This is a genomic window from Pseudonocardia sp. NPDC049154, from assembly GCF_040648315.1.
In the GTDB taxonomy this organism is placed as follows: domain Bacteria; phylum Actinomycetota; class Actinomycetes; order Mycobacteriales; family Pseudonocardiaceae; genus Pseudonocardia.
Map to the genome: position 1 here is coordinate 57,794 of NZ_JBEZDN010000014.1, position 21,435 is coordinate 79,228.

At 71.3% G+C, this 21,435-nt stretch carries 21 protein-coding genes and 1 pseudogene; 20 read left to right on the plus strand and 2 right to left on the minus strand.

The genetic code is table 11. The features are described 5' to 3' along the window. Positions 1–74 precede the first annotated feature (74 nt). A complete protein-coding gene (locus AB0B41_RS10575) occupies positions 75–872 on the minus strand; it encodes an SDR family oxidoreductase (RefSeq protein WP_358201323.1) in 798 nt (265 codons plus the stop codon). Between the two features lie 158 nt (positions 873–1,030). Between AB0B41_RS10575 and AB0B41_RS10580 the strand changes: the two genes are divergently transcribed. The 14 genes and pseudogenes from AB0B41_RS10580 to AB0B41_RS10645 all read left to right on the plus strand — a co-directional run bounded on the left by AB0B41_RS10580 (position 1,031) and on the right by AB0B41_RS10645 (position 13,887). Further along, positions 1,031–2,284, plus strand: a complete 1,254-nt coding sequence (locus AB0B41_RS10580; protein WP_358201324.1) for a cytochrome P450 — start codon at positions 1,031–1,033, stop codon at positions 2,282–2,284. A gap of 11 nt (positions 2,285–2,295) precedes the next feature. Then, entirely contained in the window at positions 2,296–2,487 is a 192-nt protein-coding gene (locus tag AB0B41_RS10585; protein ID WP_358201327.1) for a ferredoxin, read from the plus strand. A 15-nt stretch (positions 2,488–2,502) separates the two neighbouring features. Beyond that, positions 2,503–2,964: a MaoC family dehydratase gene (locus tag AB0B41_RS10590; RefSeq protein WP_358201329.1), complete on the plus strand. Its 462-nt coding sequence runs from the start codon at positions 2,503–2,505 to the stop codon at positions 2,962–2,964. Positions 2,965–3,075: 111 nt separating this feature from the next. Beyond that, the gene (locus AB0B41_RS10595; protein ID WP_358201331.1) at positions 3,076–4,380 is read left to right on the plus strand and encodes an aromatic ring-hydroxylating dioxygenase subunit alpha; all 1,305 of its coding nucleotides are present in this window, start codon (positions 3,076–3,078) and stop codon (positions 4,378–4,380) included. Further along, a complete protein-coding gene (locus AB0B41_RS10600) occupies positions 4,377–4,967 on the plus strand; it encodes an aromatic-ring-hydroxylating dioxygenase subunit beta (protein WP_358201333.1) in 591 nt (196 codons plus the stop codon). The genes AB0B41_RS10595 and AB0B41_RS10600 overlap by 4 nt, the downstream gene beginning before the upstream one ends. 25 nt (positions 4,968–4,992) lie before the next feature. Continuing rightward, positions 4,993–5,214: a hypothetical protein gene (locus AB0B41_RS10605; protein WP_358201336.1), complete on the plus strand. Its 222-nt coding sequence runs from the start codon at positions 4,993–4,995 to the stop codon at positions 5,212–5,214. Further along, entirely contained in the window at positions 5,211–5,987 is a 777-nt protein-coding gene (locus AB0B41_RS10610; protein WP_358201338.1) for an enoyl-CoA hydratase/isomerase family protein, read from the plus strand. The genes AB0B41_RS10605 and AB0B41_RS10610 overlap by 4 nt, the downstream gene beginning before the upstream one ends. Next, positions 5,984–6,787 carry an enoyl-CoA hydratase-related protein gene (locus AB0B41_RS10615; RefSeq protein WP_358201340.1) on the plus strand — a complete coding sequence of 268 codons (804 nt, stop codon included), beginning with the start codon at positions 5,984–5,986 and terminating at the stop codon, positions 6,785–6,787. The genes AB0B41_RS10610 and AB0B41_RS10615 overlap by 4 nt, the downstream gene beginning before the upstream one ends. Before the next feature lie 32 nt (positions 6,788–6,819). After that, a complete protein-coding gene (locus AB0B41_RS10620; protein ID WP_358201342.1) occupies positions 6,820–7,683 on the plus strand; it encodes an SDR family oxidoreductase in 864 nt (287 codons plus the stop codon). A gap of 389 nt (positions 7,684–8,072) precedes the next feature. Continuing rightward, positions 8,073–9,482 carry an aldehyde dehydrogenase family protein gene (locus AB0B41_RS10625; RefSeq protein WP_358201344.1) on the plus strand — a complete coding sequence of 470 codons (1,410 nt, stop codon included), beginning with the start codon at positions 8,073–8,075 and terminating at the stop codon, positions 9,480–9,482. 63 nt (positions 9,483–9,545) lie between these two features. Further along, a pseudogene (locus tag AB0B41_RS10630) lies at positions 9,546–10,759 on the plus strand (acetyl-CoA C-acetyltransferase). Continuing rightward, positions 10,756–11,967, plus strand: coding sequence for a CoA transferase (locus tag AB0B41_RS10635; RefSeq protein ID WP_358201346.1), 1,212 nt, complete (start codon positions 10,756–10,758; stop codon positions 11,965–11,967). Before AB0B41_RS10630 ends, AB0B41_RS10635 begins: the two are co-directional and overlap by 4 nt. A 39-nt stretch (positions 11,968–12,006) precedes the next feature. Then, positions 12,007–12,762: a 3-oxoacyl-ACP reductase FabG gene (gene fabG / locus AB0B41_RS10640; protein WP_358201348.1), complete on the plus strand. Its 756-nt coding sequence runs from the start codon at positions 12,007–12,009 to the stop codon at positions 12,760–12,762. Positions 12,763–13,071: 309 nt separating this feature from the next. Next, positions 13,072–13,887 carry an alpha/beta fold hydrolase gene (locus tag AB0B41_RS10645; RefSeq protein ID WP_358201350.1) on the plus strand — a complete coding sequence of 272 codons (816 nt, stop codon included), beginning with the start codon at positions 13,072–13,074 and terminating at the stop codon, positions 13,885–13,887. Positions 13,888–14,519: 632 nt separating this feature from the next. On the opposite strand, the gene AB0B41_RS10650 is transcribed toward AB0B41_RS10645, so the two are convergent. After that, a complete protein-coding gene (locus AB0B41_RS10650; RefSeq protein WP_358201353.1) occupies positions 14,520–15,311 on the minus strand; it encodes a coniferyl-alcohol dehydrogenase in 792 nt (263 codons plus the stop codon). A gap of 183 nt (positions 15,312–15,494) precedes the next feature. Here AB0B41_RS10650 and AB0B41_RS10655 point away from each other — a divergent pair, with 183 nt between their 5' ends. Genes AB0B41_RS10655 through AB0B41_RS10680 form a run of 6 tightly spaced genes read left to right on the plus strand, consistent with a single transcriptional unit; the run spans position 15,495 to position 21,433 of the window. After that, positions 15,495–16,865 (plus strand): NAD(P)-binding domain-containing protein, encoded by a 1,371-nt coding sequence (locus tag AB0B41_RS10655; RefSeq protein WP_358201355.1) that lies wholly within the window; start codon positions 15,495–15,497, stop codon positions 16,863–16,865. 3 nt (positions 16,866–16,868) lie between these two features. Further along, positions 16,869–17,519, plus strand: a complete 651-nt coding sequence (locus tag AB0B41_RS10660; protein WP_358201357.1) for a TetR/AcrR family transcriptional regulator — start codon at positions 16,869–16,871, stop codon at positions 17,517–17,519. Beyond that, positions 17,516–18,451, plus strand: a complete 936-nt coding sequence (locus tag AB0B41_RS10665) for an alpha/beta hydrolase (protein WP_358201360.1) — start codon at positions 17,516–17,518, stop codon at positions 18,449–18,451. The genes AB0B41_RS10660 and AB0B41_RS10665 overlap by 4 nt, the downstream gene beginning before the upstream one ends. A gap of 38 nt (positions 18,452–18,489) precedes the next feature. Then, positions 18,490–19,581, plus strand: coding sequence for a phosphotransferase (locus AB0B41_RS10670; protein WP_358201362.1), 1,092 nt, complete (start codon positions 18,490–18,492; stop codon positions 19,579–19,581). Beyond that, a complete protein-coding gene (locus AB0B41_RS10675) occupies positions 19,581–20,651 on the plus strand; it encodes a TIGR03857 family LLM class F420-dependent oxidoreductase (RefSeq protein WP_358201364.1) in 1,071 nt (356 codons plus the stop codon). The genes AB0B41_RS10670 and AB0B41_RS10675 overlap by 1 nt, the downstream gene beginning before the upstream one ends. Continuing rightward, positions 20,648–21,433 carry an alcohol dehydrogenase catalytic domain-containing protein gene (locus AB0B41_RS10680; RefSeq protein WP_358201367.1) on the plus strand — a complete coding sequence of 262 codons (786 nt, stop codon included), beginning with the start codon at positions 20,648–20,650 and terminating at the stop codon, positions 21,431–21,433. Before AB0B41_RS10675 ends, AB0B41_RS10680 begins: the two co-directional genes overlap by 4 nt. The last annotated feature ends 2 nt before the right edge of the window (positions 21,434–21,435 follow it).

A 21,435-nucleotide genomic window follows, 5' to 3' on the forward strand; every position in this document is an offset into this window, starting at 1 on the left:
CACTACGCACCGTCCTCTCTTTTCTAATCAAGAATAGGCAGATGCCGTCGAGTGCGTCAACGCGAGGCCTCCCGTCAGGGCATGGACGAGCCGCCTCCCACCGCCACGACCTGGCCCGTCACCTGGCGGGCCGCCGTCTCGGAGGCGACCCAGGCCACGGCGTTGCCGATGTCCTCGGGCGTGGTGAGCCTGCGCAAGGCCTGCGTTCGCACGATGGAGTCGACCTGGTCGGGGGAGTAGAGCGAGTCCTTGCCGCCCGCCCAGACGCTGTGCTCGCCGACTCCGGCGTCGTCGGGCGGGAGGACGATGCCCGGCGCGACCACGTTCGACCGTATGCCGTAGCGGCCGTTCTCGCGGGCCACGGTGCGGGCGAGTGAGATCAGCGCGGCCTTCGTACTGCCGTAGATGCCTTGCCGGACGGCGCCGAACGCGGCGTCGCTCGACAGGAACACGACCGCTCCGCGCCGGGCCTCCTGCATCGGGACCAACGCGGCCTGGGTGCAGTCGACGGCGGCCAGGAGGTTCAGGTCCACCGTCCGGTGCCAGAGGGCCCGGTCGGTCTGCTCCGTGAACCAGCCGGGCCTGCTCCAGCCCGCGTTGTTGACGAGCACGTCGATCCCACCCCAGGCCTCGAGCGTGCGCGCGACGACGTGGTGGCCGGCCCCGTCGGTCGTCAGGTCGATCGACAGGGCGAGCGCGTCCTTCGCGCCGAGCTCCGAGGCCTCCCGGGCCACGGCGTCCGCCTGCACGCCGTCGATGTCCACGACGAGCACCCGGGCCCCCTCGCGTGCGAAGACGTGCGCAATACCGCGCCCGATGTTGGCACCCGCTCCGGTGACGACGACGCGGGCGCCGGTGTGTCCCAGATCCATCTCGCTCCTCTGCGTGCGATCCTCGCGGAACCTCAGTTTCGATCCCGGATTAAGCTACCGATGCTGCCTCACCCGAGCTTGACAGGGCGCGGCGGTCGTGATGTTCTCTTAATTGAAGTTAAAAACTGCCTGAAGTCCACCGCCGTCAGGGAGCAGCAATGGTGCACACCCGGCCGGAGTACGACCCGGTGTCCGTGGGATCTCTCGAGTTCTGGGCGTTGACCCCCGCCGAGCGGGAGGAGCGACTGCGCCTCCTGCGGGACGAGCGTCCCGTCAGCTGGCAGCGGCCCGCCGAGGGCTCGATGCTCCCTCAGGAGGACGGGTCCGGTTTCTGGGCCGTCACCCGCCACGCCGACATTCAGGCGGTGAGCAAGAACCCTGCCGACTTCTGCTCCGGCCGCGGAGTGATGATCGAGGACGTCCCGGACGACATCCTCGAGGCGGCGTCGTCGTTCCTCGCCACGGACGCTCCTCGTCACACGAAGCTCCGCAAGCTGGTCAGCGCCGCCTTCACTCCCAAGCAGGTCAAGCGCATCGACGAGCAGATCAAGGACCAGGCCCGGCGGATCGTCGACGAGCTGATCGACACCGGGGACTGCGACTTCGTGGACGTGGTGTCCCGCAAGCTGCCCATGTGGACCATCTACGAGATGTGCGGGCTGTCCGTGGAGCACAGGATGCCCGCGGCGCACGCCGCGGACGGCATGGTCTCCTGGTCGGACGAGGACGTCCGCGCGGGCAAGGAGCCGGCCGAGCTGCTGAACGACTCGCTCATCACGTTGATCAACATCGGGATCGACCTGGCGGAGGATCGCCGGGCGAATCCACGCGAGGACCTCATGACGAACCTCGTGCAGGCCGAGGTCGACGGCGAGAAGCTGACGGACGAGGACATCGCCGCCTTCTTCGTGCTGCTGTCCGTCGCGGGGAACGACACCACCCGCAACACCATCTCCCGGACGATGCAGGCGCTCACGCTGTTCCCGGACCAGCGCAAGATCCTGCAGGAGGACTACGACGGCACGATCGGTGTCGCGATCGAGGAGTTCGTGCGCTGGGCCAGCCCGGTGATGACGTTCCGCCGGACCGCCGTCCGGGACGTCGAGCTGCACGGACAGCAGATCCGCGAGGGCGACTGGGTCGTCATGTACTACGCCTCGGGCAACCGGGACGAGCGTGTGTTCGACGACCCGATGACCTTCGACGTGCGGCGGACTCCGAACCAGCACGTCGGCTTCGGCGGTGGAGGCCCGCACTTCTGCATGGGCAACGTGCTGGCCAAGACGCAGTTGCGCGCAATCTTCGACCAGTTGCTGCACCGCGTCCCCGATCTCCAGGCCGGCGAGCCCGTGCAGCTCGTGGGCAACTTCGTGGACGGCGTGAAGTCCATGCCGTGCACGCTCAACCTCTAGGGAGGAAAGGCATGCGAGTCGTCGTGGACTACGACAAGTGCACCGGCCTCGGTCTGTGCGAGTCCATCGCACCCGAGTTCTTCGAGGTGCAGGACGACGGATCCCTCGAGCTGCTGCAGGCCGAGGCGGACGAGGGCAGGCGCTCGGAGCTCGAGGAGGCCGTGCGCAGCTGCCCGACCGAGGCACTGCGCCTCGAGGACTGAACGGAGAGAACGACAATGACCACGCCGAGGATCTTCGCGTCCGTCGACGAGCTCGCCGAGGCCAAGGGCGAGTCCTTCGGTCCGACCGAGTGGGTGCAGATCGACCAGGAGCGGGTGGACCGGTTCGCCGAGGCCACCGGTGACCGCCAGTGGATCCACGTGGACCCGGAGCGGGCCGCGTCCGGTCCCTTCGGAGGGACGATCGCCCACGGATTCCTGACGCTGTCGCTGCTGCCCACGCTGCAGGCGCAGCTCTACACGGTCGAGAACGTGAAGGTGGGCATCAACTACGGCCTCAACAAGGTCCGCTTCCCCGCGCCCGTTCCGGTGGGAAAGCGGGTCCGGCTGAGCTCGACGCTGACGGACGTCCGCAAGACCGAGGGCTTCGTCGAGAGCATCGTGACCTCTACGCTCGAGGTCGAGGGGTCCGACAAGCCGGCCTGTGTGATCGAGAGCGTCGGCAGGCTGTACGCCTGAGGGATCGCGCCCGGGGCGGTTGCCCGGGCCTCGACCCCAAGTACCATTTAATGGAAATTAAGCAGTGGTCGCCGCAGAGGTGTGCCACCAGGCGGACGAGAGGAGCCGACCGTGACGCTGACCGACCTTTCCGCCGGCACCCCCGGCGCGGTCGGGGCCCGCGGACCCGCGGCCCCGTACGACCAGCTGATCCAGCCCCAGCGGGTGCACGGGTCGCTGTACACCTCACCGGCGATCTTCGCCGACGAGCTGGAGCAGATCTGGTACCGCACCTGGGTGTACGTGGGCCATGTCAGCGAGGTGGCCCAGCCCAACGACTACGTGCGCAAGAGCATCGGTCCGCAGGACGTGATCATGACCCGGACCGCCGACGGCGAGGTGCACCTGCTCCTCAACCGTTGCGCGCACCGGGGCAACCTGGTCTGCGAGGCGGCCGCGGGAAACTCCAGCTCGTTCCGCTGCCCCTACCACGGGTGGACCTACCGCAACAACGGCGACATGCTCGGCTACCCGTTCCACCAGGGCTACGGCGGCCGGAACAAGCTGTCCCTCGGCCTCGGCCGGGTGCCGCGCGTGGGCGTGTACCAGGGGTTCGTGTTCGGCAGCTTCGCTGAGGACGGACCCTCGCTCGAGGAGCACCTCGGCGAGGCCAAGGGGGAGATCGACCGCCTGGTCCGGCTGTCGCCCGAGGGCGAGGTCGAGATCACCGCGGGCTTCCTCAAGCACAAGGCGCGAGCCAACTGGAAGTTGCTCGCCGAGAACGAGACGGACGGCTACCACCCGCAGTTCGTGCACGCGTCGATCTTCAGCGTGGCGGAGAGCGGCATCGGTGCACTGTACGGCGAGAAGTCCATCGCCGTCACCCGGGCACTGGGCAACGGGCACAGCGAGAACGACCTGCGGCCGGAGTTCCGCAGGATCGGCGCCCCGCTGGGCTGGTTCGGCACCACCGAGGACAAGGTGCCGAACTACGCCAGGGCGATGCGCGAGCGCTATGGGAGCGCGGCCGAGGAGATCCTCATCGAGGGCGCCCCGCACGTGATGATCTTCCCGAACCTGTTCATCGCGGAGATTCAGCTCTTCACGATCCAGCCGCTGGCCGCCGACCTCACCGTCCAGCACGTCACGGCGGTGCAGTTCAAGGGCGCTCCCGAGATGAACAAGCGCATGCTGCAGCAGTGCATCGGGTCCGTCGGGCCCGCGGGGATGCTCCTCGCGGACGACACCGAGATGTACGAGCGCAATCAGGCCGGCGTGGCAGAGCTCCGCCCGGAGTGGCTCGACGTCCGGCGCGGTGTCGGTCGCGAGGAGGTCGACGAGCGCGGGCTGACGATCGGCGCGGCCACGGACGAGACGGGCATGCGCGGTTTCTGGCAACACTACAAGCACCTCATGACGGAGGGGCGGTCCCGATGACCTCATCCACCACGGAGCCGGCGCCCACCATCACGCCGACCACCACGACCGGCCCGGAGGGCCCGCACGGGGAGACCGTCGGTCCTGCGCGTGAGCAGCCCGCCGGCGGGTCCGCGCTCGACATCCGGGACGTCGAGCAGTTCCTCTACCGCGAGGCGCGCTACGCGGACGAGCACCGGTACGAGGACTGGGAGTCGCTGTGGACCCCGGACGCCCTGTACTGGGTTCCGGCGAACGACGACGACGCCGACCGGATGACCCAGATGTCGATCGTGCACGACAACCGGAACCGGATCGCCACCCGCATCCGGCAGTTCCTGACCGGCCGCAGGCACTCCCAGGTGCCGCACTCGCGGCTGCGCCGGGTGATCTCCAACGTCGAGATACTCGGCACCGAGGAGAACGGGGACACCGTCGTCGGCGCGAACTTCGTGCTGGTGGAGTCGCGCGAGCGGAGCAAGGAGCTGTGGGCGGGCCGCTACACCTACCGGCTCCGCGTCGTCGACGGCGAGCTGGCCATGTCCTACAAGAAGGTCTCGCTCGTCGACAACGCCCGGGCGATAGCGACGCTGTCGTTCCTGATCTGACCGCGAGTTGACGGAGTCCGAGCTGATGCACATCCCGCCCGACATCGTGGGCAACGAGTTCGCCGAGGTCTCCGTGCGCATCGACGAGGAGGCCAACAGCAGGCGGCTGCGCCTGGAGGACCTGAAGACGGGGCGGGTGCGTTACCTGGACGCGCTGGAGCTGGAGACACTGGTCTGGCTGCCCGAGGGGCACCTGGCCAAGCTGCTCGATCCGTCGGCGGACCGCTGGCGGGAGGACAACACGTGACCGAGCCGGTGCTGCTGGCCTACTCGACGGCGGGCGGTGGCCGGGTCGCCCATGTCACGCTCAATCGGCCCGGGGCCCGCAACGCGATCACGATCGAGCTCGCGGCGGCGTTGCGGGACCGGCTCGCCGAGGCCGCCGAGACCGCGGAGGTCGTCGTCATCCGGGGTGCCGGGGGCGACTTCTGCACCGGCGGGGACTTCCACGAGGTGGCTCGGTTGCGCGAGGAGGGCCCCGAGGCGCTGCGGCCGCTCTTCGAGACGTTCGTCGGTGCCTGTGAGCTGATCGCCGAGCTCCCCGTTCCGGTGGTGGCGGCGGTCGAGGGCTACGCGATGGCAGGTGGGTTCGAGCTGATCCAGTCGGTGGACGTCGCCATCGTCCGGGACGATGCGGTCCTGGCGGACAACCACGCCAACTTCGGCATGATCCCCGGGGGAGGCGGCTCGCAGCGGCTGCCCCGCATTCTCGGCGTACCCCGAGCCATGGGTCACATCCTGCTCGGGGACCGGTTGACCGGTGCCCGGGCCGCCGACTGGGGCTTGGTCTACCGCTCGGCACCGCCGGAGGAGTTCGAGACCGCCGTCGAGGACGTCGTGGCCAACCTGGCGGCCAAGGACCGCGACGCGCTGGCGAGGATCAAGCATCTCGTCCGCGCGGGCCTGCGCGGCTCGCTGACCGACGGCCTCGCCATGGAGGTCGAGTCGACCCTGGCCCATCTGGGCGGGGAGCGTGCCGGCGCGGGCATCGGCCGGTTCACGGGGAGGGAACGTTCGTGAAGCTGATCGAGAGCGGCTTGGTCCTGCTCAACCTAAACGACGAAGGGGTCGGGCACCTCCGGCTCAACCGGCCGGAGGCGAGCAACGGGATGAACGTCCCGTTCCTGCGCGCGCTCTACGACGGCGTCATGACGGCCACCGGTCAGCCGGGCCTGCGCGCCCTGTTGCTGACCGGTGAGGGACCGAACTTCTGTGCGGGTGGGGACGTCAAGACGTTCGCGAGCAAGGGCGAAGCGCTGCCGGACTACCTGCGGGAGGCCACGGCCTGGCTGCAGAACGTCGCCCAGGCGCTGCTCAACCTGCCGGTTCCGGTGATCACCGCCGTGCACGGCTACGCCGCCGGTGGCGGTGGTCTCGGCCTGGTGTGTGCCAGCGACATCGTGATTGCCGCGGAGTCGGCGAAGTTCATGTCCGGTGCCGCGCGCGTGGGAATGGCGCCCGACGCGGGGTCGTCGGCGACGCTCCCGCAGCTCGTCGGGCTGCGCAAGGCGTTGGAGATCCTGCTGCTCAACCCCACACTGTCGGCCGCGGAGGCGCTGGAGATCGGGCTGATCACCCGCGTCGTCCCGGACGAGGTCCTGCAGGAGGAGGCCACCGCGGTCGCCCGCACGATCGCCGCGGGTGCGCCGCGGGCGTTGGGCGCGGTGAAGCGGCTGGTGTGGTCGGGTCTGGGTAACCGGGTCGAGGCTCAGCTGCCGGAGGAGGCCAGGACGGTGTCCGAGCTGTCCGGCACCGCGGACAGCCGCGAGGGCCTTGCCGCCGTCCTCGAGCGCCGCGCGCCGAGGTTCACGGGTCACTGATCGAGATCGACGGAGAGGGAGTTCGGACGAGCATGGCTGGAGTCGAGGGGCGCGTCATCGCGGTGACCGGGGCCGGCAACGGTCTCGGCCGGCAGTACTCACTGGTGCTGGCCGCCGCCGGGGCCAAGGTCGTGGTCAACGACCTCGGGGGCGCCCGGGACGGGAGCGGCAGCGGATCGGCGGCTGCGGACGCGGTTGTCGCGGAGATCAAGGATGCGGGCGGCGAGGCGGTCGCGAACTACGACAGCGTCGCGACGGAGGAGGGCGGCAAGGCCGTCGTCGGTTCGGCGCTGGACGCCTTCGGACGGATCGACGGCATCGTGTCGAACGCCGGAATCCTGCGGGACAAGGCGTTCCACAAGATGACGGCGGACGACTGGAACGCCGTCCAGCAGGTGCATCTCTACGGCGGCTTCCACGTCCTTCACGCCGCCTGGCCGCACTTCCGCGAGCAGGGGCACGGACGCATCGTGGTCGCGACCTCGACCTCGGGGATCTACGGCAACTTCGGGCAGGCGAACTACGGTGCGGCCAAGGGCGGGCTGATCGGCCTGATCAACACGCTGGCGATCGAGGGCAGGAAGTACAACGTCCTCGCCAACGCGATCGCGCCAATGGCGGCCACGCGGATGACCGAGGACATCGCGCCGCCGGAGATGCTGGCCAAGCTGACGCCGGACCACGTCGCCCCCGTCGTCGGCTACCTGTTGGCGGACGAGTGCACCGAGACCGGCTCGGTCCTCGTCGCCGGTGGCGGGCAGGTGCACCGCGTCCGCCAGTTCCAGAGCAAGGGCGTCGCGTTCGCCGAGGTGCCGACGATCGAGCAGGTGGGGGACCGCTGGGCGGAGATCGTCGACCTCGACGGGGCTGTGCCTGGCAGCAACCCGGTCGGCTGATCGCCGACCACCCGAGAACCACCGCTCGCCGCCCCTGGCCACTCGGCTGGGGGCGGTTCGCGTTCTCACGTTCAGCGCCGAAGCCGCCCCGACACCAATTCCTGTTACGGGTCACCAACGCTGCCGGCTAGACGGAGCGTGTGTGATGGGGAGCAGGACGAAGCGGTGTGCGCGTGGGCCTGATCCTCCCGTTCGTCGGGCTGATCGGGTGCACGTGGTGCAGATGGAGGGCGGCACCCCACTGCTGACCTTCGTGCAGCCTGTCGGCGGAGCTGTCGCGGCGGTGAAGCTGCTCGGCCTGCCCCTCTGCCCCCGGGTTGCCGGGCGTCACGGTTTTAATCTAGATTAACCCAGGTCTCGGCGAGGAGACCGTCGGAAGGGTGGGCGAGATGACGTCAGTGACACCGGAACCTGTGGTGGTCGACAGCGCCGCCGCCACCGATGCGGCGAGTGTCGTGGCGCGGCTGCGGCGCACGTTCGCCTCGGGGCGGACCCGGTCGCTTCAGTGGCGACTGCGCCAGCTCGAGGGCATCACCAGGCTCGTGCGGGAGCGCGAGCCCGATCTGGCCGCGGCGCTGTCGGCGGACCTGGGTAGGCCCGCGCACTACGCCTGGCTCGGCGACTTCGCCTCGACCACCGCGGAGGCCGAGTACGCCCGCAAGCACCTCAAGCGCTGGATGCGCAGGCGGCGGACCGGGTTGCCGCTGAGCATGCTGCCCGGCAAGGCGTTCTACCTGTACGAGCCCCTCGGCACGGTGTTGGTGATCGGTCCCTGGAACTACCCGGTCTACCTCACAATCGGCCCGCTGATCGCTGCCGTCGCGGCGGGCAACACCGCCGTGGTGAAGCCCTCGGAGCACGCCCCGGCAACCTCGGCCCTGCTCGCCCAACTGATCCCGCAGTACCTCGATCCGGAGGCGGTCGCGGTACTGGAGGGCGATGCCGCGGTGACCCAGGCTGTCCTCGCCCAGGGCATCGACCTGGCCTTCTTCACCGGCGGGACGGAGATCGGCAAGCGGGTGATGGAGGCTGCGGCGGCCCACCTCACGCCGGTCGTCCTCGAGCTCGGCGGGAAGAGCCCGGTCATCGTCACCGCCGACGCGGACGTGGAGGTGGCGGCGCGGCGCATCGCGTGGGTCAAGCTGCTCAACTCCGGCCAGACCTGCATCGCACCGGACTACGTGCTCGTCGAGGCGGCCGTCAGGGACCGGCTCGTCGACGGCATCCGACGCACGGTCGAGGAGTTCCAGAACGGCGAGCCGGCCGCCCAGCGCATCGTCAACGCGCGCCAGTTCGCGCGGCTGACCGGCCTGCTGAGCGACCACGGCGGGTCCGTCGTGCTCGGCGGCGGCTCGGACGACGAGGCCGTCGCGATCGAGCCGACCGTCGTGCTGGATCCGTCCCCGGAATCGGCGCTGATGGGGGAGGAGATCTTCGGCCCCGTCCTGCCGGTGCTCACGGTCGACTCGCTCGACTCGGCGCTCGCGTTCGTCAATGCCCGGCCCAAGCCGCTGGGCCTGTACCTGTTCACCGGGTCCGGTGCCACGAAGGAGCGGGTTCTGGCCGAGACCAGCTCCGGCGGCGTCGTGATCAACCACCTGGCGTTCCACTGCCTGGTGCCGCAGCTCCCGTTCGGCGGGGTGGGCGCCAGCGGGATGGGCGCCTACCACGGCGAGTGGGGCTTCCAGGCGCTCAGCCACCGCAAGGCGGTGCTGGCCAAGCCCGCGAAGCCGGACCCGGCCCTCCTGTACCCGCCCTACACCGACACGAAGATGAAGCTGCTGCGGCGCTTCTTCTGACCGACACCCGCGGGCGGCTCACCGCCCGGCCCGCCCGCGGGCCCGACACCGAGGAGGCCCACGGTGCTCGACGCCGTGATCTGCGAACCGCTCCGAACCGCCGTGGGAGGCTTCGGCGGCTCGTTGCGGGACGTGCCCGCCCACCGGCTCGCGTCCACCGTGATCGCGGCCCTGGTCGAGTGGACCGGGTTGCCGCCCGAGTCCGTAGACGACGTCCTGCTCGGGAACTGCTACCCGACGTGGATGCGCCGGCCCTGGGTCGGGTTGCGGCGTTGGACGCCGGTCTCCCGGCCACCGCGTCGGGCCTGCAGATCGACCGGCGCTGCGGTTCCGGGCTGCAGGCCGTCATCTACGCAGCGATGCAGATCCAGGCCGGGGCCTCGCAGGTCGTGCTCGCGGGCGGGGCGGAGTCGATGAGCAACGCGCCGTTCTACTCGACGTCCCTGCGCTGGGGGTCCAAGGCCGGCCCCGGGGTGATGCTGCACGACTCGCTGTCCACCGGCCGAATGCGCGCAGGCGGGGACCACCACCCCGTGCCGGGCGGGATGCTCGAGACCGCGGAGAACCTCCGGCGCGAGTACTCGATCCCCCGCGAGGAGCAGGACGAGTACGCGGTGCGCAGCCACCGGCGCGCGGCCGCCGCGCGCGAGGCGGGGCTGTTCGCCGAGGAGATCGTGCCGGTCACCGTCCGGACCCGGAAGGGCGAGGTCGTCGTCGACACCGACGAGCACATCCGCCCGGACTCGTCGGTCGAGAGGCTCGGCGGGCTGCGACCGGTGCTCGGCAAGGACGACCCCGAGGCCACGGTCACCGCGGGTAACGCGTCGGGCCAGAACGACGGCGCGGCGGTCTGCGTGGTCACCAGCGCGGAGAAGGCGGCCGAGCTGAGGCTGCGCCCCCTCGTCCGGCTCGTGTCGTGGGGGGTCGGCGGGGTGCCGCCCCGGACCATGGGCATCGGGCCGGTCCCGGCGGTGGGACGCGCTCTGGACAACGCCGAGCTCGCGCTGAAGGACATCGACCTCGTGGAGCTGAACGAGGCGTTCGCCGCGCAGGTGCTCGCCTGCACCCGCGAGTGGGGGTTCACGCCCTCGGACTTCGACCGGCTCAAGGTGCACGGTTCCGGGATCTCCCTCGGCCACCCCGTCGGCGCGACGGGCGGCCGGATCCTGGCCACCCTGAGCCGCGAGATGGTCCGTCGGGACGCCCGCTACGGCGTCGAGACGATGTGCATCGGCGGTGGCCAGGGCCTGGCCGCCGTGTTCGAGAAGGTCGCGTGAGCGCCGCTCGCCCGCTCGCCGGGCTGACCGTCGTCGAGTGCGCGAGCTTCGTCGCGGGCCCGACCGGTGGCATGACCCTGGGACAGCTCGGTGCCGACGTCATCCGGATCGACCCGGTCGGCGGTGGCTCGGACCACCTGCGCTGGCCGTTGGCGCCGGACGGGGACAGCTTCTACTGGGCCTCGCTGAACAAGGGCAAGCGCTCGGTGGCGGTGGACCTGCGCTCGGACGAAGGGCGCGAGATCGTCACCGCGCTGATCGCCGCCCCCGGCCCGGACCGCGGCGTGTTGATCGACAACGTGGTGGGCAGGCGGTGGATGGCCAACGAGGTCCTCACCGCGCGCCGTCCGGATTTGGTGCACGTGCGGGTCCAGGGTTACCCGGACGGCCGCCCCGCGGTCGACTACACCGTGAACGCCGAGGTCGGCATCCCGCAGATCACGGGAGCGGAGGAGGGGGGCGCGCCGGTCAATCACGTGCTCCCCGCCTGGGACCTCGTCACCGGGCTCAGCGTCTCGACGGCGGTGCTCGCGGCGCTGCACGACCGTGCCCGCAGCGGTCGCGGCGCCTACGTCGAGCTGGCTCTGTCCGATGTGGCTCTCGCCGGGGTGGCCAACCTCGGCTGGTTGGCGGAGGCGGCGGACCGGGGACACGAACGCCCCCGGCACGGCAACCACGTCTACGGCAGCTTCGGGGTGGACTTCGCCTGCTCGGACGGCGAGCGGGTGATGGTGGTCGCGCTGACCGAGGGGCAGTGGGCGGCGCTGACGTCGGTGACCGGCACCCGCGAGGTCTTCGCGGCGCTGGAGCAGGCCCTGGACGCCGACCTCGACCTGGAGGCCGAGCGGTACCGGCTGCGGGAGACCATCGCCGCTGTGCTGCGCCCGTGGTTCGCGGCCCGGGACGTCAAGCAGGTGCGGGACGAGCTGGAGGGCGCGCGCGTGTTGTGGGGCCGCTACCAGGGGATGACGGATGTCGTCACGGCACACCGGACGGGCGCGCACCCCGTGCTCGCCGACATTGACATGCCAGGGCAGGGCTCCCTGATCACCGGGCGCTCGCCGCTGCGGTGGAACGGCAAGCACGGTGCGGCGGGCGCCCCGCCCCGGCTGGGCGCGGACACCGAGCAGGTGCTGGCCGAGGTACTCGGACTGGCCGCGGCCGAGATCGCGGGTCTGGTCGACCGACGCGTGGTCGCAGCGGTCTGAGAGCCGCGTGCGGTACGAGGACGAACTGGAGGAGACGACATGAGCGGGACCAGGGTCGCGATCCTGACCGGCGCCGCGCGCGGACTCGGCGCGGCGACCGCACGGCGGCTGGCCGAGGACGGCCTGCGGGTCGCGGTGATCGACCTGGCGGAGCCGACGGCCGAGGCCAGCGCGGACGCGATCATCGCCGCCGGCGGCACGGCGATCGGAGTGGGTGCGGACGTCTCGGACCCCTCGGCGGTCGAGCCCGCCGTCGAACGGGTGGTGCAGGAGCTGGGTCCACCCACGGTCCTGGTGAACAACGCCGGGATCACCCGGGACAACCTGCTGTTCAAGATGACCGAGGGCGACTGGGACGCCGTCATGGGGGTGCACCTGAAGGGGTCGTTCCTCATGACCAGGACTGCACAGAAGCACATGGTGGACGCGAAGTGGGGTCGGATCGTCAACCTGTCGTCGACGTCCGCGCTGGGCAACCGCGGGCAGGCGAACTACTCCACGGCCAAGGCGGGTCTGCAGGGCTTCACGAAGACACACGCGATCGAGCTGGGCAGGTTCGGTGTCACAGCGAACTGCATCGCGCCGGGGTTCATCGCCAGCGACATGACCAAGGCCACCGCCGAACGCCTCGGCGAGGACTTGGACTCCTACGTCGCGAAGCGGGCGGCGGCCGTCCCGGTCGCCCGGGCCGGGCAGCCGGAGGACATTGCCCACACGGTCTCCTTCCTCGTCGACGAGCGGTCCGGGTTCGTGTCGGGCCAGGTCATCTACGTGGCGGGAGGGCCGAGGGCATGAGCGGGCTGGCCCGCAGCGTGGCGGGCCGGAGGAAGCGGTGAGGGCGCGCAGGCGGGCAACGCAGGCGGAGCTCCTCCGGGAGCGTGCGATGCTCGGGGTCTGTGTCCTTGGCGTCGTGGTGGCCTGTGCCTGGTTCGCGGTGTCGATCCGGCTCGGCGTCCCCGGCGGCTGGATGCTCCTGCTCGCTCTCGTCGTCCTGGGGCTCGGCTGCGCATTGCCGTTGTCCGTGGTGGCGCGGGGACGGTCGATGAGGGAGGTGTGTCCCGGCCCACGGATCGCCGGTAGGCACCGCACACCCTGGCAGGCCGGATGACCGAGAGGACCGAGCAGACCCACGTCGGCGGCACGGGCGCGCCGCTCGTCCTCCTGCACGGGGCCACATCATCCTGGCGGGCGTGGCGCTCCGTGCTTCCCTCGCTCGAGGCGCGCCACCGGGTCGTGGCCCCCACCTTGGCCGGGCACCACGGCGGCGCCGCGCTCGCGGTCGCGCCCGAGCGGGTGGTCCCCGCGCTGGTCGACGGCGTGGAGGAGGCCATGGACCGGCTCGGCTGCCCGACGGCGCATGTGGTGGGCAACTCGCTGGGCGGCTGGGTCGCACTCGAGCTGGCTCGGCGAGGCCGCGCCCGATCCGTGGTCGGTCTGTCACCGGCGGGAGCGTGGCGGACCCCTCGGGACCTCACCCGGCTCCTGCTGACGTTCCGCGCCGCGGGTCTGCTCGGCTCACTCCCCGGGCTCCGCCGGATCCTCGAGGTCGCACCACTGCGGAGGGTGCTCCTGCGGCTCGTGTCCGAACACCCCGAACGGCTGCCGGCCGCAGAGGTCGGCGATCTCGTGGACGACCTTCTCGGGTGCTCGGTGTTGCCCGCCCTGCTCGGGGGTGCCCGGGAGCACGGGGCGATCGCCCCCTTCCGGCCGTCGTGTCCGGTCCTGCTGGCCTGGGGCGAGCACGACCGCATGCTGCCGTACGAGCGCTACGGGCTCCCGATGCTCGAGTCACTGGCGGGAGCCGAGGTGGTGCGACTGCCCGGGGTGGGGCACGTCCCGATGCCCGACGATCCCGCTCTGGTGGCCTCGACGGTCCTGCGGTTCGTCGAACGTGCGGAGGCGGGGGAGCGCTCGGCCTGAGGACCGGTCAGCGTCCCGGGAAGCCGGACCGGCGTTCGAGGAAGGCGTTCCCACCTTCTCGTCAGTCGGCCGGCCCTGTGTGGGCGAGCGTGGCGTCCAGTTCGGCCTGCGGCGCCGCCTCGCGGTCGAGTCCCGGTCGGCGGTCGAGCAACCCTTTCACCGCGGCCCGCGTGAGCGGGCTGCGCCGGGCCGATGTTCGGCGAGCCGACCGACCGCGGCGACCACCTCGCCCGCGGGGACGATCTCGGCGCACAGCCCGGTGCAGGCCGGTCGAGGTGCAACCATTCGGCTCGCCCCCGCCGTTCCCGGCGCAATCCGTCGGTGCTCACCGCAGCTCTTCCGACGCCGGGGTGGTGGGCGCGCCCCGCACCTACCACCCCGGCCCCACTGCCGTCACGGCCCCAGTCCTGCCCCCAGGACCCCGTGACGGGGTCTCTCAGCCGCCGAAGTGGCGGCGGACGAGGTCCGGCATCTCGTCGTAGGCGACCGGAGCCGTCCGCTCCAGGTTCACGTGGACGGGGACCCCTAGGCCAGGACCGTCGACCCCTCCGGGGGGTGAACATGCCGATTCCTCTCTCCTCACGAAGATGAGGCGCGGTCGATGTGTCACCCGACGGAGTGTCGCCGCGGGATCAGATCTCGGGTGCGGGCACCAACCCGGCGAGGACGGCACCGCTGATGCCGCCGTCGGCGATGAGGGTGGTGCCGTTGACCCACCGGGAGTCACGCGAGGCGAGGAACACGATCACGCGGGCGATGTCGTCCGGCTCGGCGTGCCTGCCGAGGAACGCCTTGACACCGTCGAGGGTCTCCTTGCCCATGCTGGACTCGAAGTCGGCCAGGATCGGGGTCTCGACGGGCCCCGGGAGAACGGCGTTGATCCGCAGCTCGTTCATCTCGCGGACGGCGCCACCCATCGCCATCGAGTAGACCGTGGCCGCCTCCTTCGAGAAGTTGTAGGCGTTCCCCTGCTGGGGATGGGCGGCGAACCACGCCGCACCCTCCTCGAACGACTCGGTGGCGACGACCTCCCGCAGCGCCTCGAGTCGCTGGGCCCACTGGAAGCCCGCCGTGGACGACACGACGACGATCGAGCCGCCCGGGTTGAAGCGCTCCAGGCTGGCCTCGGTCAGATGCCGCATGCCGAGGAAGTTCACCTTGAAGACCAGGTCGGCGGGGGCGGTGCCGGGGATCCCGGCGACGTTGGCGAGCGCGTCGAACGTGCCGTCGACCTGGGCGAGGGCTGAGTCGATGCTGGCCGGGTCGGAGAGATCGACCTCCACGTGCTGCGCGACGTCCGCCGAGGGCTTGTTGCGGTCGAGGCTGATCACCTCGGCGCCGTCGTCGATCAGCCGGCGGGCGACCGCGTCGCCGATCCCCGAGGCCGTGCCCGTGACCAGGCAGCGCAGTCCTTGAACGTCCATCGGTACCTCTCAATGTCAGCGATGGGTAACAATCAAACCTAGATTAAACGGAAGCGGTCGACAACGAGAGCCCCGGGTGGATCGACGCCTGTCGACTTGCGTTGACACCTGTCGAAGGCTTCTCTAATCTCTCTTCAACTCGTCAGGCAGGTCACACACCGCGCGAAGAGGCACGGAGCCTTCATGACCCACACCCCACCGAGCGTCGCGATCATCGGCGCCGGGATCAGCGGACTCACCGCCGGCAAGATGCTCGGCGACTACGGCGTCCCGTACGAGTGCTTCGAGAGCTCGGACCGCATCGGCGGCAACTGGGCGTTCGGCAATCCCAACGGGCATTCCAGTGCCTACCGCTCGCTGCACATCGACACCTCGAAGGAGCGTCTCTCCTTCAAGGACTTCCCGATGCCCTCGCACTACCCGGACTTCCCGCACCACAGCCACATCAAGTCCTACCTCGACGACTACGCCGAGGCCTTCGGCCTGCTGGAGCGGATCCACTTCCGCACCGGGGTCGAGCACGCGCAGCGGCTACCGGGTGGCGGCTGGCTGCTGCGCACCGAGGACGGCGAACAGCGCCCGTTCGACGCCCTCGTGGTCGCCAATGGACACCACTGGGACCCGCGCTTCCCGGACTTCCCCGGTGAGTTCACCGGCGAGACGATCCACTCGCACCACTACGTCGATCCGAGCCATCCGTTGGACCTGCACGACAAGCGGATCCTGGTGGTGGGCATCGGCAACTCGGCCGCGGACGTCGTGAGCGAGTTGTCCCAGCGCTCGCACCGCAACACGGTGGTGATGTCCACGCGCTCCGGCGCCTGGGTGGTCCCGAAGTACATGTTCGGGATGCCGGGGGACCGGCTGGCACGCACGATTCCGCAGATCCCCGGCGGGATCCAGCGCGCGCTCGTCCGTAAGCTGCCCATCCTGATCTCGGGCAAGCCGGAGCACTACGGGCTGCCCCGACCCGACCACAACTTCCTCGAGGCCCACCCCACGATGTCGAGCGAGCTGTTGCTGCGTCTCGGCTCCGGGGACGCCTCGGTGAAGCCGAACGTCGAGCGGCTGGACGGGCGGCGCGTGCACTTCGTCGACGGCAGCTCCGCCACGTTCGACGTGATCATCTACGCAACCGGCTACAACATCACCTTCCCGTTCTTCGACCCGGAGTTCCTCAGCGCCCCGGACAACCGGTTGTCGCTGTACAAGCGGATCCTCCGGCCGGGGATCGACGACCTGGCCTTCGTCGGGTTCGCCCAGGCGCTGCCGACGCTGTTCCCGTTCGTCGAGTGCCAGTCCCGCCTGCTGGCCGCCTACTTCGCGGGTACGTACCGTCCGCCCGCGCTCGCGGACATGGAGCGGATCATCGCCGAGGACGAGCGCAGGTACACGGGCCACTTCGCCGACCGGCCGCGGCACACTCAGCAGGTCGACTACTTCGTCTACGACCACGAGATGCGCACGAAGGAGCTGGCGGCCGGCCTCGCGCGGGCGCGGCGCGAGGGCCCGGTGGCGCTGGCCGGACGCGCCCGCGTCGCGCAGCCGGTGTGACCGATGGGTGAGGTCACCCCCTTGCCCCAGCTCCCCGAGCGCCGCAGGCGCCGGCCGGTCGGGGAGGAGCGCAGGCTGCTCATCCTGGCCGCCACCGAGGACCTGCTCCGGGAGCGGTCGCTCGCCGAGATCTCCGTGGGGGACATCGCCTCCGCGGCGGGTGTCGCCCGCTCCGGCTTCTACTTCTACTTCGCCAGCAAAGGCGCGGTCGTGACCGCTCTGCTCGGTGACGTGTTCTCGGAGATGGTGGGCGGCGCGGTCGGCCTGCTCGACGCGGCCGGCGACCCGGCGGACGGGGTGCGACAGGCCATGCGGTCGGCCTGGGAGTCCTGGCGGGACCACCAGGGACTCATCCTGGCCATGCTCGACGCCCGTGGCGGTGACCCGGCCGTCCGCGAGCTGTGGGACGCCTGGATCGACCGGTTCGTCGCGCCGATCGCCACCCGGGTCGACGCGCACCGAGCGGCGGGCCTCGCCCCGCCCGGCCCACCCGCCGCCGACCTGGTCGCGATCCTCCTCGCGGCCAACGAACGCACCTTCGAACGCCTCAGCCGTACCGGCGCGGGCCCGGCCCGGATCGCCAGCGCCCTCGACGCGCTGGTCGCCGTCTGGACCGCCGCGCTCTACGGCCCGACGACGGGATCGACCTCGTGACTCGCAGCGACCTGACCTTCGACTCCCAGGGCGTGGCCTGCGCGGCCTGGCACTACCCCGGCGTGGGACCCGCCTTCGCTGGCCCTTCGGGCTGTCCGTGCGTGGTGATGGCGCACGGCTTCGGTGCTACCCGGGACACCGGGCTCGAGGGCTTCGCCGAGCGGCTCGCCGCCGCGGGCCTGGACGTCCTGGCCTTCGACTACCGCGGCTTCGGTGCCAGCGCGGGGGAGCCCCGGCAGGTGGCAGACGTCGTTGCGCAGCTTGCCGACTACCGCGCCGCCGTGGCCACCGCCCGCGGGCTGGCGGGCGTGGACCCCGACCGCATCGTGGTGTGGGGGGTGTCGTTCGCGGGCGGCCACGTGTTCGAGATCGCCGCCGCGGACCCGCGGATCGCGGCCACGATCGCGCTCACCCCGCTCACCGACGGCGTCGCCGCGGCGCTGGCCATCCTCCGCCGAGAGGGAGTCGCCGGGGCTCTGCGCACCACCGTCGCCGGCCTGCGGGACGTCGTGGGCTCCGCGGTCGGGAAGCCTCCCTCCACCGTTCCGCTCGCAGGGGCGCCGGGCACCCTCTCGGCCCTCACCGCGCCGGGCGCCTACGACGGGTACACGGCCATCGCCGGCCCGACCTGGCGCAATGAGGTCGCGGCGCGCGCCTTCCTCCGGTTGCCCACCTATCGCCCCGGCCGCGCGGCTCGTCGGATCACCGGGCCGCTGCTGGTGCAGATCGCCGATCTCGACCAGAGCGCCCCGCCTGCCCCCGCCCTGGCGGCGGCCGGACGCGCGGAGCGGTCCGAGGTCCGGCACTACCCCTGCGACCATTTCGACATCTATCCCGGCAGGCCGTGGCACGAGGCGGCCGTCGCCCACCAGCTCGCGTTCCTGCAGCGCCACCTCGCCGTCCGGCCGGCGGCCGCGAGCACCGCACCCTGAGTCCCTCCGTCCCCCGTCACCGCCGACGAAGGAGAACCATGTCCGCCCCCTCCGTGCAGGTCGCCCGCCCCGACGACATCACCCCGGCCTGGCTGACCGACGCCCTACGCGCCTCGAACCGGCTCGCGGGCGACGACTGTGTGACCTCGGTGTCCGCGACCCGGATCGGCTCCGGTCAGCTCGGCGCCACCTACCTCCTGGACGTCGAGCACACCGGTGGCAGCGAGGTGTCACGCCGGATCGTCGCCAAGGTCCCCGCCGTGGACGAGGCGAGCCGCGCCTTCGCGGCCTCGCTCGGCTGCTACAGCCGCGAGGTGGCCTTCTACTCACAGATCGCGGGCGACCTGCCGGTCAGGACGCCCGAGTGCTACCACGCCTCCGTCTCCGCGGACGGGCAGGAGTTCTGCCTGCTGCTGGAGGACCTGACCCCCGCGGCGGAGGCCTCGCAGCTCACCGGCTGCGACGTCGAGCGGGCCGCCGCGGCTCTCGAGCAGGCGGCCGCGCTGCACGCCGGCTCCTGGCGTGATCCGGCGCTGTCCGGCCACGAATGGTTGACCAGCGGCGTCACGGTCTGGCGACAGATGTGTGCGGGGCTCCCACAGGCCCAGCAGGTGTTCCGCGAGCGGTACGCCGAGCTTGTCGACGACACGACCGGGGCGGTGGCCGAGGGCCTCGCCGGGGGTGCCGCGAGCCGGTGGGTGGAGCACCTCGCCGAGCCGCGATGCCTATGGCACAGCGACTTCCGGCTGGACAACCTGCTCTTCGACGCGGGCGGTGGACAGGTTCCCGTCGCGGTCGTCGACTGGCAGAGCGTGACGCTGGCCTCCGGGCCGGTCGACGCGAGCTACTTCATCGGCGCGAGCCTGACCACCGAGCTGCGCCGGGAGCACGAGCAGGACCTGCTGCAGGGCTACCACGACGCGCTGGTGCGCGGCGGTGTCTCCGACTACCCGTGGGAGCAGTGCCTCGCGGAGTACAAGGTCAACTCGCTCGCCGGGTTCGTCATCTCGGTCGTGGCGTCGGTCGGTACCGAGCGCTCGCCTGAGGCGGACGCCATGTTCACCACGATGGCGGCGCGCCACGCGGCGCACATCGACGACTGCGGTGCACTCGCGCTGTTGGAGGGCTGATGGACACCCCCGGCAGCAAGCCGCAGCTCCCCGAGCTGGGGTTCTACACCCTCGCCGGACACGCCGAGTCGCCGCGGGAGCTCGTGCACGAGATCCGCCGGGCCGAGGAGATCGGGCTCGGGGCGGCGTTCATCGGGGAGCGCTGGAACGTCAAGGAGGCGGCAAGCCTGTCCGGCGCCGCCGGAGCGGTCTCGGAGTCGATCGCGATCGCCACCGCGGCGACGAACCACTCGACCCGGCACCCGGTGATCACCGGCTCCTACGCCACCACCATGCACCGGCTCACCGGCGGCCGGTTCACCCTGGGGCTCGGGCGCGGGATCAAGCCGCTGATGGACATGCTCGGCCTGCCGGTCGCGACCATCGCCCAGCTCGAGGACTTCGCCGGTCTCATGCGTCGGCTCTGGCACGGCGAGACGATCGTCGGGCACGACGGGCCCGCGGGCCGCTACGACGTGCTGCGCCTGCTGGACGCCTCGTTCGACGAGGACGTCAGGCTCGGGCTCACGGCCTGGGGGCCGAAGACCTGCGCGCTCGCCGGTCGGGCGTTCGACCAGGTCGTGCTGCACACGTTCTTCACCGACGAGGCCGTCCAACGCTGTGCGGCGGACATCCGCCGGGCGGCGGAGCAGGCCGGGCGCGATCCGGGCGCGATCGAGATCTGGTCGGTCTACGCGACCGTCTGCGGCGACGTGGCGCCGGACGCGCTGCTGAAGAAGGTCACCGCACGCCTCGCCACCTACTTGCAGCTCCCCGGCTACGGCGAGGGCCTGGTGAAGGCCAACGGATGGGACCCGGCCGTGCTGGCGCGGTTCCGGTCCGACACGGTCGTGGCCTCGTTCGGGCGGGAGGTGATCGACCAGGTCGCCACGGCGGACCAGCTAGAGCACATCGCGTCGATCCTGCCCGACGAGTGGACGGGCACGGCCGCGTACGGCACCGCCGAGCAGTGCGCCCGCGCCGTCCGGGCCCAGCTGGACCAGGGCGCCACCGGCGTCCTCATGCACGGCGCGACCCCGGACGAGCTCGCCCCGGTCGTCGACGCCTACCGGAAGGTGGTGTCGGGATGAGGGCGGTCCGGTTGGTCGAGCCGACACGGGTCGAGGTCGTGGAGGTCCCGGTGCCGCGAGTCGGCCCCGAGGACGTGCTCCTGCGCGTCGGCGGCGCGGGGATCTGCCACTCGGACGTGCACGTCACACACATGCCCGAGCTGCCGTTCCCGACGCCGCTGACCCTGGGCCACGAGATCGCAGGCACGATCGTCGAGACCGGCGCCGCCGTCGACCCGGCCACCGGGCCGGCGGAGGGGACGGGGGTCGTCGTCTACCTCTGCTGGTCCTGCGGCACCTGCCGCTCCTGCGTCGCGGGGGAGGAGAACGTCTGCGAAGCCTCGGGACGGGTCGCCCAGCCGCTGTGTCCGGGCCTCGGGCCCGACGGTGGGATGGCCGAGTACGTGCGGGTCCCGGCCCGGCACGTCGTCCCCATCGGGGACCTGGACCCGGTCCTCGCCGCGCCGCTGGCAGACGCCGGGATGACCCCGATGCACGCGATCCGCAGCGCCGCCGACCGCCTCCGACCGGACGCGACCGCGCTCGTGGTCGGGGTCGGCGGGCTCGGCCACGTCGCCGTCCAGATCCTGCGGGCGACGACGGCGGCGCGCATCGTCGCGGTGGACGTCCGCAAGGAGCGGCTGGCCTCGGCGGAGCGGCACGGTGCGGATGTCGCCCTGCTCGCCGGAGAGGACACGACCGCCGCGGTTCTCGAGCTGACCCGCGGGCGGGGCGCCGACGCCGTGTTCGACTTCGCCGGCGACCAGGCCGCGGTGGACCTCGCCGCGCAGTCCTCGTCCTGAAC

Excerpts from the sequence above, each read along its gene's own strand:
- AB0B41_RS10575 (WP_358201323.1), bottom strand. The coding sequence starts at position 872 with ATGGATCTGGGACACACCGGCGCCCGCGTCGTCGTCACCGGAGCGGGT.
- AB0B41_RS10580 (WP_358201324.1), top strand. The coding sequence starts at position 1,031 with ATGGTGCACACCCGGCCGGAGTACGACCCGGTGTCCGTGGGATCTCTC.
- AB0B41_RS10585 (WP_358201327.1), top strand. The coding sequence starts at position 2,296 with ATGCGAGTCGTCGTGGACTACGACAAGTGCACCGGCCTCGGTCTGTGC.
- AB0B41_RS10590 (WP_358201329.1), top strand. The coding sequence starts at position 2,503 with ATGACCACGCCGAGGATCTTCGCGTCCGTCGACGAGCTCGCCGAGGCC.
- AB0B41_RS10600 (WP_358201333.1), top strand. The coding sequence starts at position 4,377 with ATGACCTCATCCACCACGGAGCCGGCGCCCACCATCACGCCGACCACC.
- AB0B41_RS10605 (WP_358201336.1), top strand. The coding sequence starts at position 4,993 with ATGCACATCCCGCCCGACATCGTGGGCAACGAGTTCGCCGAGGTCTCC.
- AB0B41_RS10620 (WP_358201342.1), top strand. The coding sequence starts at position 6,820 with ATGGCTGGAGTCGAGGGGCGCGTCATCGCGGTGACCGGGGCCGGCAAC.
- AB0B41_RS10625 (WP_358201344.1), top strand. The coding sequence starts at position 8,073 with ATGACGTCAGTGACACCGGAACCTGTGGTGGTCGACAGCGCCGCCGCC.
- fabG (WP_358201348.1), top strand. The coding sequence starts at position 12,007 with ATGAGCGGGACCAGGGTCGCGATCCTGACCGGCGCCGCGCGCGGACTC.
- AB0B41_RS10645 (WP_358201350.1), top strand. The coding sequence starts at position 13,072 with ATGACCGAGAGGACCGAGCAGACCCACGTCGGCGGCACGGGCGCGCCG.
- AB0B41_RS10650 (WP_358201353.1), bottom strand. The coding sequence starts at position 15,311 with ATGGACGTTCAAGGACTGCGCTGCCTGGTCACGGGCACGGCCTCGGGG.
- AB0B41_RS10655 (WP_358201355.1), top strand. The coding sequence starts at position 15,495 with ATGACCCACACCCCACCGAGCGTCGCGATCATCGGCGCCGGGATCAGC.
- AB0B41_RS10660 (WP_358201357.1), top strand. The coding sequence starts at position 16,869 with ATGGGTGAGGTCACCCCCTTGCCCCAGCTCCCCGAGCGCCGCAGGCGC.
- AB0B41_RS10670 (WP_358201362.1), top strand. The coding sequence starts at position 18,490 with ATGTCCGCCCCCTCCGTGCAGGTCGCCCGCCCCGACGACATCACCCCG.
- AB0B41_RS10675 (WP_358201364.1), top strand. The coding sequence starts at position 19,581 with ATGGACACCCCCGGCAGCAAGCCGCAGCTCCCCGAGCTGGGGTTCTAC.
- AB0B41_RS10680 (WP_358201367.1), top strand. The coding sequence starts at position 20,648 with ATGAGGGCGGTCCGGTTGGTCGAGCCGACACGGGTCGAGGTCGTGGAG.